The following is a 13,925-nucleotide window of genomic DNA, read 5'->3' on the forward strand; positions in this document are numbered from 1 at the left end:
CCGTCTGCGGCGGAGGAATGGAGGCTGTGATGAAAAAAGAAGAAGCAAGGACCGTGTGTCTTTACGATCTGGACCACACACTGGCAAGGCCTTTACTGGAGCAGTGTGAGTACCCCTGGGAGGCCCTTCCCCGGATCAGGGATCTTATCCTGGAGCTGGGGAACCGTCTGCCGGAAAGCGAATATGAAAAACGCGGTGAGACTGTCTGGGTCCATAAAACGGCCAGGGTTTTTGAAAGTGCCTATCTGGGAGAAAATATCATCATCGGGAAAGATGCGGAGGTGCGCCACTGTGCCTTCCTGCGGAGCAATGCCCTGGTGGGTGAGGGCGCTGTGGTGGGAAACTCCACAGAACTTAAAAACGTGATCCTGTTCGATAAGGTCCAGGTCCCCCATTACAATTATGTGGGCGACTCCATCCTGGGCTTTAAGGCCCACATGGGGGCCGGCTCCATTACCTCCAACGTAAAATCCGATAAGCTTCTGGTGAAGGTCCACGCAGAGGACGGGGATCTGGAAACGGGAATGAAAAAATTCGGGGCCATGGTGGGCGACCGGGTGGAAGTGGGCTGCGGCTCCATCCTGAATCCCGGCACCGTCATCGGAAGAGATTCCAATATCTATCCCTTATCCAGCGTCCGGGGCTGCGTGGATAAAAACTCCATCTATAAAAAGCAGGGGGAAGTGGCAGAAAAGCACGATTAAGGCGGCAATGAAACCTTGCGGAGCTCCGGGCAGGAAGAGGCAGGGCTGGATGGCTGAAGATCAAATGAAAAATGAAAATACAGGGAACGGTGTGGCCAGGATGGTCATGCCGTTTTTTGTATGTGAAAAGATCCGGGTGGGAAGAGGGAGTTATATGCTCTAATTGACTTCTTAATCATGGTTTTTGTCATGGTTAGTGAAGCAATCACTTAGAGCATTTTGTTTCAGGAGGTGCAGCCATGAGAAATGAAAAAATCACCCCACTGTACGAGCGCCTGAGCCAGGATGATGAGTTACAGGGCGAGAGCAGCTCCATATCCAACCATAACTTTATTTGCCGAACAAGTCGCTGTGTGTGCCGGTGCGGGTCAGCGTCAGCACCAGAACATCATCCTCTATGCGATAGACAAGCAGCCAGTCCGGGAGAATATGACATTCCCGATGACCTGCCCAATCGCCGGACAGGTCATGGTCACGGTTCTTATCCGGCAGCGGTTCGCCCATTGCCAGCAATGCTACGACCTGCTCCAGCAGTTCGATCTTCAAGCCACGCTTTATGGCTCGTTTGTAGTCTTTTTTGAAACTGATCGTGTACTTGACGGTATATTTGGTTTCTTTCATCTTTTCAGGTCAGCAAACAACTCGTCAAGGTCATTGTAGCCCTTTACAGACGGGTCTTTTGCAATCCTTTCCGCTTCCAGCATGGCAGCAGCCGTTTCTTTGTTCGGCTGTTCTAGCCTTATCTCAAAGGGAATGCCGCCTTCACGAAGCGACTGGCGCACAAAGATGTTAAACGCCGTAGTCAGGTTCATGCCAAGTTCAGTAAACAGTGCGTCCGCCTGCGCTTTCAAATCTGCGTCCATGCGGATACTGATGTTTGTGGTATTTCCAGCCATACGATCAACCCCTTTCTGCTGGCAATTATAGTATATGCTATTTGCACGAAGAAAACAATACTTTGCACGAATATTTAACAATAAATTCATTCAAGGAGGTTACACGCTTTATGAAAGAGATCACTTTACCTGTCACGATCCACCTGAATATCCATCTGCTCCTTCCGCTGGTGTAGCCGGAACCGGCAGATACGGAAAGCCGTCCGGAGACTCAGCACTGCCACGGCTGCGGTGGGGGGAATATGTCTGTGTCCAGTCTGTTTCCTACTCCCGTGGAATACCCAAAAATGGTAGAAGTATTCCAGGGAGTTATGATATAATGTCTGTATAAGAAGACATTATACCATTGTGCATCTGTTTTCTGCGTTTAGCGCAAAATCCTGGCGGCCAGATGCCTGGGAAGGATACCATGTCCTTTGGCCATAGCATCATCTGCTTAAAGTAAGAGAGCGATAGACTAGAATCTGAAAGAAGGTACCGTATGAAAGAAATGGTAATTTATAATATAACCGCCCTGCTGATTATTGGCGTTTCGATTTTGTGCTTCACCAAAATAAGGACTGGTTTAACAAACAAGAACCTACGCCGTGTTCTGGAAGTATTCCTCCTCATTCTTGCAGTGGGCACGATTCTGACGATCGCCTTTCTTGATCTGATCGCACTGGGGGTAATTGGCCCTGTTCCGAACTAAAAATCTGAATTTACAGGGAAGCATGGAATTACATGAAAATCAAAATTATTTAAATGGGAATCATATTGGAGGAGATCATCATGAAACGGAAAACGATCCTGGTATCATCGGTTGCAGCGATTCTTCTGGCTGGCATATTCATTTGGTATACGCTTCCGGTCGACTTGATGGACTTAGATCACAAGGAAGTCCTGGAGATTGTTGTTTTTAACGGCAGCAGCGGTAATGCGACACATATTACAGACAAAGAACAGATCCAACATATCATTGATGATCTGAACGATGTGAAGATAAAGAGAACAAGGCCTTCGATGGGCTATTCTGGGTATGGATATAAATTATCTGTTTACCTGTACGACGGGAATGAAGCCGGTGACTGGAATAATTTCATTATCAATTCGGAGGATACCATTAGAAAAGATCCCTTTTTTTATTCTGTTATAAAAGGATACATCGACTATAACTATATAGAGAATATCGCGGAATAATACAAAAACCATCCCATCAATAGGAAGTCTGGCCGCTGACCCACATCTCTATATGAAAGGTTCAGCGGTCTTTTTGTGCATATTTTCAAAAAAATGTCATTAAGAAAAATGTCAGAAATTCAACTGGAAAAAGTCCCAAATATTCTGGATTTTTCATGTATAATAAAAATAACCACAAATGTGCAGGTTTTGATGCCGCATGACCAGGATACAGGCGGCGGAATACACGGAAAGGAGGATGACCATGGAAGAAAACAGGATTCCCGATGTTTCTGAAAAAAGTCCGTGGGAAAGGGCCATGGGCCGCGTGCTTATGGGAATCATTCTCACATCCCTTACATTAAATTTCTGGTGCCTCGATCACATCCTTCCTGCCATTGGAACAGTCCTTATGGTCCTGGGATTCCGTGCGCTCCGGAAAGAGAATCCATGGTTCCGCTCCGGTTATCTCCTTGCCGCCGTCCGGGCATGGTGTGTCTGGGTCACTCTGATCCTTAATACCACCATTCTCCCGGGGCTTTCCAGCCAGGGAGACGGTGTATGGGTCCTGGTCAGCCTGGCCCTAGCGCTGGCAGAATTTTTCTGTCTCTGGCGCGGATTCAGGGCTGTCCGGCAGCGGGCCGGACTTCTTCCCAGGGCAGAAGGCGCGGCAGGACTGATGGCGTGGTATGGGGGTATGTACCTGCTGGCAGCGATCCATTACCAGGGGCTTCTGATCGTTGTGGGCATGATCGTCAGCCTGGTGCTGATCCTCCGAAGCCTTTATAAGCAGGTAAGGGAAGCTGCAGAGGCGGGAGCGGAGCTCTCATACAGTGAGCCTCCGGCAGGAGAGAGGCGGATCGTACTGGCCCTGGTCCTCATATTGTTTGTGGGCGGCGCCTGCGGATATCTGTTTGGAGGGCGGTATCCCATGGAGTGGGAGGAGGAGCCGCCTGTACCAGAGGATGCGGAGAAGATCAGAGGCCGCCTGCTTGAGCTTGGCTTTCCCGAATACGTCCTAAACGGCCTTTCCCTGGAGGACATACGGGCCTGTGACGGCGCTTTCAGGGTCGTTGTGGACGTTTCTGACCAGATGGTCAGCGAGGGCTGGAAACGGACCATGAAATATAATGAAGAGGAGGGCCGCCTGGAAGAGGAGGCGTATCGGAAGGAAAAGGAGCTGCGTCTCACAGGAGTCGCAGTCCGGATCCCCGGGGAAAGGGAAACATGGAGGATCTTCCATCACTTCCAGTGGATGTCCCGTCCATCCTTCCATGGAACGGAGGCGCTCCAGCTCTGGCCGGTGTACCGGGATATCCGGGAGGGCTGGCAGGCCTGCGGGGAGGTGACCGGACAGGTCCTGTATGAAAAGGATGGGATGCGGTACCGGTCCCCCTACTATTTCCTGGGAAGCCAGACGGCGGTTTCTGATACGGTCTTTTGGGGACGGCAGGAAAACACCGATGTATTTGCGGCCTTTTCCATGCCCCGCCAGGGAGACGCATGGAGCGGATATGTGGCCTACCCGGCCTGTGAGCTCCGGGATGGCTATATCATCAGCAGCTGGTTCAACTACACCCACCAGAGAAGATGGCTCCAGTATCCTGTTATGACTGCCATGGAAAAGCGCATGTCAAGCGGCTGGAACAGAGCCGGAGCGTTTATCACTGTCCAGAGCGCCATCCAGTTCGACCCCAACGAGGACACCGCAGGGGAAGTGGGCGGGAGTGCCGCCGTCCCCATGGCTTTATCAGAAAATTAGGAAATACCTTTGGCGATCCTGTCCGATACGGCTGGAAGCAGATGTTTTATAAGGGGGGCCGTTTATGAAGCGGAAAATATCCGGCTGGATCGATCTTCTGGCCGCTTCTGTCAACTATATCGTTATCTGCTTTGCATTGTCCCATATGGAGATCCGTTTTCAGCATGATCCCGCATTTATTCTGTTTTCTGCATCCCAGATATGGGTGACCGGCGCATTCTGGGGAAAGGTTCAGAAAACAGCAGATAACAGGCTGGTCCCAGCCATCCTTACTGCCGCCTGCTTTCTCATCCACGCGGGCCTGGTCTATATGACCTGGGACATCCATGTGACACAGTAAGTTTACGGCTGATCCGCTGCTAGCCTGCTTATATAGGACAGGTCCTACGGCCATCCGGCTGTCAGAAAAAGAATCTTATGCTAAAATTTCTGTGGAGACAGAAATGATGTTTGAGAAATCTGCGGGGAGATCCTATGAACGGGTTTTACCGGATTTGCAAACGCCTGTATGACCACAGGGAATTTAAGTAAAAGGAAGGAGGCTGGATCAATGCTAGAGTTACTTTTCCTTCTAATCCTCGGAATCCTAATGCTTTTTAAGCCGGAGCTTCTGTGGAAGATAGAGCACATGTTTACAGTAAAAAATGGAGAACCGACGGAGCTGTATCTGGCTTTTATGCGTGTCGGAGGGGTATTCTTCCTTATAGCGTCCGTCGTCATGCTGGTATATGTGGCAGTAAAATAAAGGGGTAAAGGAAAAGAATGGATAAAATGAAACAAAATTATTATGGCAGTCTGTGTACAGAGCTGTATGAGCTCCTGCATAAGGAAGCGCCCAGGGAAGAACTGGATTTCTATCTTTCCTATGCAGAGAAGGATAAAAAGATACTGGAGGTCATGTGCGGCAGCGGGCGTTTTCTTGTGCCGTTCATGGATCGGGGCTTTGATATCTGTGGGATCGATCTGTCGGCCCATATGCTGGAACGGCTGAAAAAGAAGGCTCCGTCTGCAAAGGCGGTCCAGGCAGATATTCTGGAATACGATTCTCCAGACTGGTTTGATTATATTTTTATCTCCTCGGGCTCCATCTCTCTTTTTACAGATACGAAGCTGTGCAGAAGGATCCTTAAAAAGCTGAAGGAAATGCTGACCCCGGAGGGAAGGCTGGTCTTTGCCATTGAGACTATGGCGGACCGGTGTCCCGACGATAATGGATACAAGATAACGGCCTCGGCAGAAACAAAGGAAGGTCTGACACTGGTATTAAAAAGCAGAAACCATTACGATGAACAGAGCCAGACACAGTTTTCACCGGGGATCTATGAGCTTTATGGTGGGGCCAGGCTGCTGCAGCGTGAACATATGGATTTCCAGACCCATTTATACAGGCCCGGGGAAATGGAACAGTTTTTAGTAGAAGCAGGCTTTAAGGAAATAAACATCTACTCCTCCTTTCAGAAAGCTCCCGCAGCGGACGATCCGGAAAAGAGTTTTCTGTTTGTGTGCAGAGTCTGATCCTATAACAATTTAGGAGGTACACCCAATGAAACAGGGCTATGGCGTTTTTGGTGCGGCCTATGAAGTGATGCTGAGAAATGATCCCCATGATCCACGTTCCATCGATCACGAACTCCTGCGCCGGATGGTCCGTCTGGATCCAGAGTCCTATGATCTGCTTTATGCGGAGCCGCCGTTCTGTCCCCATATGGAAGGCCACGATCTGTACGGCCTGGCGCAGACATTAAAAAAACAGGAGGACCGCGCCTCCATTGAGACTATCCTTGCCTTCACATCCGGGATCGCAAAAAAATGTGAAACCTCCCTGGAGAAGAAGCGGTTCGGGGGAACAGAACAGGAGATCCTGGCCCGCGGTACAGACTGGTGCACGGACATGGCCCGCGTGGCGGTCGTTCTTTTGGGATGTATCGGTATTCCTGCCAGAGTTCTCTATCTCGCTGATCCAGAAAGGGCATACCATGGACATTCGGCGGTGGAGGCTTTTTACGATGGAAAATATGGGGCGGCGGATCCCATCTATGGGTACACCTTTTATGATGGGAGCCCACTGGATGCATATACACTGATGTATGAACCACAGCATCTGAAGCATCTGCCGGAAGAATACAGAAGTCTTTTTCAGTGTATCGCCGTCAGCAGGTATGATCCTATGGATCCGTCCAATGATTACTCTGTGTCAGCAGTCAATGCCTATTACCGGACTGTACTGACCCGGGAGCATCATGGACATTGGATGATGGGAGAGGGGTAACGGCCGGTCTGCCGCTGCTGTCCTTGTGTCAGATCCCTGCGGAGGATGCAGACGTCTGGCATCCGCCAGCCGTCATAAAAATTTCTGACAAGAAAATACTATAAAACCGGGGCGTTATAAGGCCCTGGAAAGGAGGCAGCCAGATGAAAAGAAAAGTCTGGATCCCAATGACAGTCATTGCCGCCATGCTCCTGATCCCGGTTCCTTTAAGATATAAGGACGGGGGCAGCGTATGCTTCAAGGCGGTCTTATATGATGTGACCCGATTCCACCAGCTGGATCTGGACTCCCAGACCGGATATGACGATGGATGGAGGATCCGGATACTGGGGATCCCTGTATATGATGATCGGGAGGAACCGGATACGAAGGAAGCGGATATGGCAGAGCATGAGGCTCCGCCGCGCGGGCAGCCAGCGGCTTATGATCCCATTTTAGAGGAATACAGCCAGATGGTGCAGAATGATTTTTATGTGGATCTCAGGGATTCAGAGCTTTATGAAAGCAGCTTTGGAGAGCATATCAGTATGGAGATCCGCACCCATGAGCAGGATATATATTACGCCCTTTATGATATAGACGGGAATGGGACCCAGGAGCTTTTGATCGCTGGCGGAGAGTATGGGACTGTGTCCCCGGTCTTTACTCCGTGGAATTATGATCTGTACGGATGGAATGGAACCCATGCGGTCCGTATTTTCCCGGAAATGGAGTTTGGATACAGGACCAATTTTTCGCTTTATGAAAACGGGGTCATCGAGGTGTTTTACAGCAGCAGCGCTGAGGAATCCGGAACGGATCTCTATAAAATTTCGGATGACGGGGTAAACGCCATGCGGATCGACTCTTTTACGTCCACGGCCCGTCTGGAAGGAGAAACTCCGGTATTTACTTATATGCAGAATGGAACGGAGATCTCTGAAGAAGAATATCATGCCAGGATCCAGGCGTATGAGATCCCCCTTTCAGAAGCGCCGGAGTGGATTCAGATCCAGTAGACCTCCATTCCCATTTCTTTGTACTGGATCTGGAGATGGTCTGGATCATTCATTGGTCAGAAAGGAAGGTGCAGTTATGAAAAAACGGATCCTTATCTGCTTACTGATACTTGTTGGCGCAGCGTTTCTTTTTTATCTGGGTATCCAGAAGACCCATACGTTTACCCTGGCAGACAGGGAAGGCTCTTCGCTGAAGGAAGAGCAGATACAGCCGGTATTTGGGACTGTCCAGGTTTCCAGCAGCTGCGATACAGCCGTGGTCTTTACAGATACCGAAACAGGAGAGACGTATGAGATCGGCTATCTTACCCCGGGCATACGGGAGAAGATCCGTCTGCGAAGAGGAAGGTGGTATACGGTGACCGGCGCAGGAGAGCTTACCATGGGGGCGGTCATCCTCAGGATCGAATAGGCGGTGCGAATGCGGCCTGCCTTTGGATATCCGTCATAAAAAGGAGCTGCTGCAAAAGGAAAGCACGGAAAACTTTCTTTTGCAGCAGCTCCTTTGCTGTCTGTTTTATTTGGTTCCGAAGATCCTGTCTCCGGCGTCGCCCAGACCCGGACAGATGTAGGCTTTTTCATTTAACTGACGGTCCAGATGGCCCACATAGATCTGAACATCCGGATGGGCCTTTCTAAGACGCTCCAGGCCTTCCGGAGCCGCAATGACGCACATGAATTTAATATGCTTTCCGCCATGCTGCTTGATGAAGTCGATGGCTGCCACAGCAGAGCCGCCGGTGGCCAGCATGGGGTCTGTTACTACGATGGTACGCTGCTCGATGGGATCCGGCAGCTTACAGAAATATTCGTGGGGCTGATGGGTCTTTTCATCCCGGTACAGGCCGATGTGGCCGACCTTGGCAGTGGGCACCAGGGCCAGGATCCCGTTGACCATGCCAAGTCCTGCACGCAGGATCGGTACCACGGCCAGTTTCTTTCCGGCAATAACAGGAGTCATACAGGTTTCGATGGGAGTTTCCACTTCGACCTCCTCCAGAGGAAGATCCCGCAGGGCCTCATAGCCCATGAGAGTTGCGATTTCCTCGATCAGGGTCCTGAATTCATTTGTACCCGTTCTCTTATCTCTCAGCATGGAGATTTTATGCTGCACCAGCGGATGTTCGATGATCGTTACATTTTCCATAGTATTATCCAGCCTTTCTTCTTTATTTGTATCCCGGGCACAGAGCGGTCTCCCGGGCATTGATCTTCCCATAATCCTATCAGAAATCCAACGGGAAATCAACTATTTCGTATCCGGCGTATAGCTTACGATCACGTAATCGCCCAGGGCATGGGGCACAGGCACAGCCATGTAAATAACGCCCTGGTTCTCGTAGGAAAAGGACTGGGGGAAGCCCTCCAGATTTTCCGCCGTGAAATCGCACTGCTTCAGGATCTCCCACATGGCGTTGAGGTCCTGGGTCTTTAAATACTCCAGCGCCTCTTTTGAGTCTGCGGGCTTTTTCAGCACACAGTCGTCGGACAGGATATATCCGGCCATGGTATAGGCGTCGGCGTAATCGGAAAGCCCCTGGAGCGTCCCCTTGTTTAGATCCACTGTGGTTGTATAAAAAAGATCAGAGGGGTGGGCGGCTCCGTTTACCATCAGAGAGCCTTCATAGGTAAGGACCGCTTTGTTTTTATCCAGAGACACGACGGTGCATTTGACCGACAGGGTATCGGCCGCCGGATCGATCTGATAATCCGTTAAAACCTGGAGCGCTTTTTCTTTAATAAGAGCATTGACCGCGTCCTCCATCTTCGGATCCCGCAGATTGGATAAGACTGCGTATTCAATGGACGTCTTTCCCTGCTTCTCCGTGGCGATCTTGGACCGGACGCTCAGGGCAGAAGAGGAATCCGCTCCCTTCTGGGTCTCCTCTGTTTCTTTTTCCGTTTCCTTCTGGGTCTCTTTTTCCGTTTCTTTCTCTTTATCCCCGCCGGAAGCCTCTGTGGAAGCCATGGTCTCAGCCTCCGAGGTATGGAGGGTATCCAGGTCGATCTTTTCCCTGGACTTGCATCCGGAAGCCGAAAGGGCCACAGCGGCTGCCAGCGCCGCAAACAGAACGTGTTGTTTTCTCATCTGTAACGAACCTCCTTCACGCAGCATAAAGCTGCCGTATGGATATCATTATAAACCATAGGCCGTTTAAAGTACAGGAGAAGAAATATGTAGAAATTCTTAATTTTCTGTAATGGATTTTGAATTGTGTATTTCCAACCACAGGAAAATATGATATGCTGTACATAATGAAGGACTATGTCCTGTTAGGGAGGTCAAACACCATGGAAAGAAAAAAAGTATGGGCGGTCTATTTCAGCGCCACAGATACCACCAAGAAAACAGTTCTGACCATTGCCGATGAAGCGGCGCGGCTTCTTGGGGCAGAACGGGAGGACTATGATTTTACCCTTCCCAGAATGAGAGAAAACGGTTTTGCTGCGGGGAAAGACGATCTGGTGATCTTCGGAACGCCGGTCTATGCCGGACGCGTTCCCAATGTACTGTTAAAATACCTGGCCACCATTCAGGGAAACGGCGCTCTTGCGGTTCCGGTGGTGCTTTTTGGAAATAGAAATTTCGACGACGGTCTCATTGAGCTGCGGGACATCCTGGAAAATACCGGTTTCCATACAGTGGCTGCCGCTGCCTTCGTAGGCGAGCATTCCTTCTCAAAGACTCTGGCCGCCGGCCGTCCCGATGCAGACGATATGAAGGAGGCCCTGGCCTTTGCCGGAAAGGTGACGGAGAAGGTGAAGGGACTTCCAGAGGGAGAAGCGCCTGCCCCTGTGGAAGTGGAGGGCGTACCCCATCCCTACCGGGGCTACTACCAGCCCAGAGACCGGAAGGGCGTTTCCATTGATATCCGGAAGGTAAAATCCCTGGTTTCTGACGCCTGCGACGATTGTAAGATCTGTGCCGATGTCTGTCCCATGGGCTCCATCAGCCATGAGAACGTGCGGGAATATACAGGTATCTGTATCAAATGCGGGGCCTGCATTAAAAAATGTCCAAAGCAGGCCAGATATTATGAGGATGAAGGCTATCTTTACCATCAGCATGAACTGGAAGAGGGCTATACCCGCCGGGCTGCCATCTCCCTTTTCTTATAAAAACAGCGAAAACTAATAATCTGGAGGAGTATCCTATGAAATTATTATCACTTGCAGAGGAATTAAGGAGTAATTCCTATCCGGGCAGAGGAATCGTCATCGGCAGATCCAAAGACGGAGCAAAGGCTGTCACCGCGTATTTCATCATGGGCAGAAGCGAAAACAGCAGGAACCGCGTATTTGTAGAAGAGGGAGAGGGGATCCGCACCCAGGCCTTCGATCCGGCAAAGCTTTCTGATCCCAGCCTTATCATCTATGCGCCGGTCCGTGTCCTGGGCAATAAGACCATTGTGACCAACGGAGACCAGACCGATACCATCTACGAGGGAATGGATAAGCAGCTCACCTTTGAGCAGTCCTTACGCTGCCGGGAATTTGAGCCGGACGGCCCCAACTATACGCCCCGTATCTCCGGGATCATGCACATTGAAAATGGAGGCTATAATTATGCCATGTCCATCTTAAAGAGCAGCAATGGAGATCCGGAAAGCTGCTGCCGGTTTACCTATGCCTATGAAAAGCCTTTAAACGGCGAAGGCCGGTTCATCCATACGTACATGGGCGACGGAAATCCCCTTCCCAGCTTTGAAGGCGAGCCGAAGCGGGTGGAGATCGACGGGACCATCGACGAATTTACAGAGATGGTATGGAACAGCTTAAACCAGGATAACAAGGTTTCCCTGTTCGTACGGTTCATTGATATTGCCACAGGAACGTATGAGACCAGGATCGTAAATAAAAATAAGTAACAGATCATATACAAAAGGAGACGTTTCAATGAAAGAGATGGAATTAAAATACGGCTGTAACCCCAACCAGAAGCCGTCCAGGGTTTTCATGGAGAATGGAAGCGAACTGCCCATCACCGTCTTAAACGGAAGACCGGGCTATATCAACCTTTTAGATGCTTTTAACGGCTGGCAGCTGGTAAGAGAATTAAAGAAGGCCACCGGACTTCCCGCAGCCACATCCTTTAAGCACGTATCCCCGGCCGGAGCCGCTGTGGGCCTTCCCATGGACGACGTATTGAAGAAGATCTACTGGGTAGACGATCTGGGAGAGCTCTCCCCCCTGGCCTGTGCATACGCCAGGGCCAGAGGAGCGGACCGTATGTCCTCCTTCGGCGACTTTATTTCCCTTTCCGATCCCTGCGACGTGGATACGGCGAAGCTCATTAAAAGAGAGGTTTCCGACGGCGTCATTGCTCCGGGCTATGAGCCGGAGGCCCTGGAGATCTTAAAGGCAAAGAAAAATGGAAATTACAATGTGATCCAGATCGACGAAAATTACGTTCCCGATCCCATCGAGCGCAAGCAGGTGTTTGGCATTACCTTTGAGCAGGGACGCAATGAGCTGGATATCAATAAAGATCTCCTGTCCAACATCGTTACAGATAATAAGGAGATGCCGGAAGCTGCAAAGGTAGATCTGATGATCGCCCTTATTACCTTAAAGTACACCCAGTCCAACTCCGTGTGCTATGTAAAGGGCGGACAGGCCATTGGTATCGGAGCGGGCCAGCAGTCCAGAGTCCACTGTACCCGTCTCGCAGGCCAGAAGGCAGACAACTGGTTCTTACGGCAGGCTCCCCAGGTTTTGAACCTTCCGTTTATCGATAAGATCAAACGGGCCGACCGGGATAATGCCATCGACGTTTACATCGGGGACGAATACATGGACGTGCTGGCGGACGGTCAGTGGGAGAAGATCTTCACAGAGAAGCCGCCAGTATTCACAAGAGAAGAGAAGCGGGCATGGCTGGATCAGATGCAGGATGTGGCCCTGGGCTCCGATGCCTTCTTCCCCTTTGGAGACAACATCGAAAGAGCCCATAAGAGCGGTGTTAAATACATTGCCCAGCCAGGCGGCTCTGTCCGTGACGATAATGTCATCGAGGTCTGCAATAAGTATGGCATGACCATGGCGTTTACGGGGATCCGGCTGTTCCACCACTAAAAAGATGGATCTGCCGGCCCTTCAGACCGGCAGATTTTTCTGAATAAAAATTTCCCTTGCAAATCTTCAAAACCTATGATAGACTTATATTCGGTTTTGAACCGATGCCGGCATGGCGGAATGGCAGACGCATCAGACTCAAAATCTGACGGGGGCAACCTCGTGCCGGTTCAAGTCCGGCTGCCGGCACTACCAGAAAGGGCGCTGTACGCAAGGAAAATTTCCTGTGTACAGCGCCCTTTTCGTATTTTTTCCATAAGCCATCCGGGAGAACCGAACTCCCAGATGCCATCCGCCCTGGGAGGAAGAGGATCAGCTGGTTTCTTCCGTCATGGGACTGCTCCGCACATACCGGTCCAGGGAGGTTTCCAGAGAGCCCTCCAGGGCAATGAGCAGATACCGGGTCAGCTGCTCCTCGGAGGATTCCATATCGCTCTGGATCCAGCCGATCATGATCCCGGAAACAGCTTCCAGGTAAAACGCAGCCAGAAAATCCAGGTAATCATCAGGGACAGCCCGCCCACGGCACAGCTCCCGCAGCCGGTCATGCATCATTCCGGAAATGTCCTCCACGCAGATCCGCCGGAAGGAATCGCCCCCCATGCTGCTCAGGGCAGACTTGCACACCGCAGCATTTTCTTTTAAGTAGCGGATCAGATTCTGGATCCACGCCTCCAGGGTGTGGTACTGGGACCGGTCGGCAAACAGCTTCTCGAAATCCTGCCGGAAGGTCCAGGACAGCAGATCGTAAATATCCTGGAAGTGGTAATAAAATGTGTATCGGTTAATACCGCAGTCGTCGGCCAGCTCCTGTATGGTAATGCGGCCCAGATTTTTTCTCGTCATCAGCTTTTTCAAAGAGGCCGCCATCTGTTCTTTTCTGTGCAGGGACAATTCGTTTCGTTTCATATACTCTCCATTATCGTGATCTTTTTTTCGTAAACGCACCACAATTATATCAAAATGTGCAGATTTACACAAGTGACGAATATTGTGTATGGGAAGTTTTCAGCATTTGATATATAGTTTTGTACATTGAAACAACAGACCAGACAGAGGAAG

General features: G+C 50.5%; 18 protein-coding genes, 1 tRNA gene and 1 pseudogene. 15 read left to right on the top strand and 5 right to left on the bottom strand.

Going from position 1 to position 13,925, the window contains the following annotated elements:
* The first annotated feature begins 29 nt into the window (after positions 1-29).
* Both ACI6NM_RS02445 and ACI6NM_RS02450 read left to right on the top strand, forming a co-directional pair.
* Positions 30-704, top strand: coding sequence for an LbetaH domain-containing protein (locus ACI6NM_RS02445; RefSeq protein WP_262426662.1), 675 nt, complete (start codon positions 30-32; stop codon positions 702-704).
* Positions 705-943: 239 nt separating this feature from the next.
* Positions 944-1,027, top strand: a pseudogene (locus ACI6NM_RS02450) (recombinase family protein); the annotation flags it as partial.
* A 7-nt stretch (positions 1,028-1,034) separates the two neighbouring features.
* Here the strand turns inward: ACI6NM_RS02450 and ACI6NM_RS02455 are convergent.
* The gene (locus ACI6NM_RS02455; protein WP_158357112.1) at positions 1,035-1,325 is read right to left on the bottom strand and encodes a type II toxin-antitoxin system YafQ family toxin; all 291 of its coding nucleotides are present in this window, start codon (positions 1,323-1,325) and stop codon (positions 1,035-1,037) included.
* The gene (locus ACI6NM_RS02460; protein ID WP_262426663.1) at positions 1,322-1,600 is read right to left on the bottom strand and encodes a type II toxin-antitoxin system RelB/DinJ family antitoxin; all 279 of its coding nucleotides are present in this window, start codon (positions 1,598-1,600) and stop codon (positions 1,322-1,324) included. The genes ACI6NM_RS02455 and ACI6NM_RS02460 overlap by 4 nt, the downstream gene beginning before the upstream one ends.
* Positions 1,601-2,081: 481 nt before the next feature.
* Here ACI6NM_RS02460 and ACI6NM_RS02465 point away from each other — a divergent pair, with 481 nt between their 5' ends.
* From ACI6NM_RS02465 to ACI6NM_RS02505, 9 genes are all read left to right on the top strand, one after another.
* Complete coding sequence (locus ACI6NM_RS02465) at positions 2,082-2,291, top strand: hypothetical protein (protein ID WP_022272423.1); 210 nt, start codon at positions 2,082-2,084, stop codon at positions 2,289-2,291.
* Positions 2,292-2,371: 80 nt separating this feature from the next.
* A complete protein-coding gene (locus ACI6NM_RS02470) occupies positions 2,372-2,779 on the top strand; it encodes a hypothetical protein (protein ID WP_262426664.1) in 408 nt (135 codons plus the stop codon).
* Between the two features lie 244 nt (positions 2,780-3,023).
* On the top strand, positions 3,024-4,520 hold the full coding sequence (locus ACI6NM_RS02475; RefSeq protein WP_262426665.1) for a hypothetical protein: 1,497 nt from the start codon (positions 3,024-3,026) through the stop codon (positions 4,518-4,520).
* Positions 4,521-4,584: 64 nt separating this feature from the next.
* A complete protein-coding gene (locus ACI6NM_RS02480; RefSeq protein ID WP_022272426.1) occupies positions 4,585-4,860 on the top strand; it encodes a hypothetical protein in 276 nt (91 codons plus the stop codon).
* A 210-nt stretch (positions 4,861-5,070) separates the two neighbouring features.
* Positions 5,071-5,265, top strand: coding sequence for a DUF6199 family natural product biosynthesis protein (locus ACI6NM_RS02485; protein WP_262426666.1), 195 nt, complete (start codon positions 5,071-5,073; stop codon positions 5,263-5,265).
* Between the two features lie 26 nt (positions 5,266-5,291).
* Positions 5,292-6,035 carry a class I SAM-dependent methyltransferase gene (locus ACI6NM_RS02490; RefSeq protein ID WP_262426667.1) on the top strand — a complete coding sequence of 248 codons (744 nt, stop codon included), beginning with the start codon at positions 5,292-5,294 and terminating at the stop codon, positions 6,033-6,035.
* Between the two features lie 28 nt (positions 6,036-6,063).
* The gene (locus ACI6NM_RS02495; protein ID WP_215653226.1) at positions 6,064-6,789 is read left to right on the top strand and encodes a transglutaminase domain-containing protein; all 726 of its coding nucleotides are present in this window, start codon (positions 6,064-6,066) and stop codon (positions 6,787-6,789) included.
* A gap of 143 nt (positions 6,790-6,932) precedes the next feature.
* Positions 6,933-7,787 (top strand): hypothetical protein, encoded by an 855-nt coding sequence (locus ACI6NM_RS02500; protein ID WP_262426668.1) that lies wholly within the window; start codon positions 6,933-6,935, stop codon positions 7,785-7,787.
* A 76-nt stretch (positions 7,788-7,863) separates the two neighbouring features.
* On the top strand, positions 7,864-8,199 hold the full coding sequence (locus ACI6NM_RS02505; RefSeq protein ID WP_022272431.1) for a hypothetical protein: 336 nt from the start codon (positions 7,864-7,866) through the stop codon (positions 8,197-8,199).
* Positions 8,200-8,304: 105 nt separating this feature from the next.
* Here the strand turns inward: ACI6NM_RS02505 and upp are convergent, their stop codons facing one another.
* Together upp and ACI6NM_RS02515 are read right to left on the bottom strand one after the other, a co-directional pair.
* Entirely contained in the window at positions 8,305-8,934 is a 630-nt protein-coding gene (upp, locus tag ACI6NM_RS02510) for a uracil phosphoribosyltransferase (RefSeq protein WP_022272432.1), read from the bottom strand.
* Between the two features lie 102 nt (positions 8,935-9,036).
* Positions 9,037-9,876 carry a hypothetical protein gene (locus ACI6NM_RS02515; RefSeq protein WP_262426669.1) on the bottom strand — a complete coding sequence of 280 codons (840 nt, stop codon included), beginning with the start codon at positions 9,874-9,876 and terminating at the stop codon, positions 9,037-9,039.
* 203 nt (positions 9,877-10,079) lie between these two features.
* Here ACI6NM_RS02515 and ACI6NM_RS02520 point away from each other — a divergent pair, with 203 nt between their 5' ends.
* The 4 genes from ACI6NM_RS02520 (at position 10,080) to ACI6NM_RS02535 (ending at position 13,052) form a co-directional block, all read left to right on the top strand.
* Positions 10,080-10,907: an EFR1 family ferrodoxin gene (locus ACI6NM_RS02520; RefSeq protein ID WP_262426670.1), complete on the top strand. Its 828-nt coding sequence runs from the start codon at positions 10,080-10,082 to the stop codon at positions 10,905-10,907.
* Between the two features lie 35 nt (positions 10,908-10,942).
* A complete protein-coding gene (locus ACI6NM_RS02525) occupies positions 10,943-11,656 on the top strand; it encodes an IMP cyclohydrolase (protein WP_022272435.1) in 714 nt (237 codons plus the stop codon).
* Positions 11,657-11,684: 28 nt separating this feature from the next.
* Complete coding sequence (locus tag ACI6NM_RS02530) at positions 11,685-12,863, top strand: phosphoribosylaminoimidazolecarboxamide formyltransferase (protein ID WP_022272436.1); 1,179 nt, start codon at positions 11,685-11,687, stop codon at positions 12,861-12,863.
* 106 nt (positions 12,864-12,969) lie between these two features.
* Positions 12,970-13,052 (top strand) — tRNA-Leu (locus ACI6NM_RS02535).
* A gap of 123 nt (positions 13,053-13,175) precedes the next feature.
* Here ACI6NM_RS02535 and ACI6NM_RS02540 read toward each other — a convergent pair.
* Entirely contained in the window at positions 13,176-13,772 is a 597-nt protein-coding gene (locus ACI6NM_RS02540) for a TetR/AcrR family transcriptional regulator C-terminal domain-containing protein (protein ID WP_262426671.1), read from the bottom strand.
* Between the last annotated feature and the right edge of the window lie 153 nt (positions 13,773-13,925).

This window comes from Pilosibacter sp. YYHA0881, assembly GCF_051602715.1.
Lineage (GTDB): Bacteria > Bacillota > Clostridia > Lachnospirales > Lachnospiraceae > Alitiscatomonas > Alitiscatomonas aceti.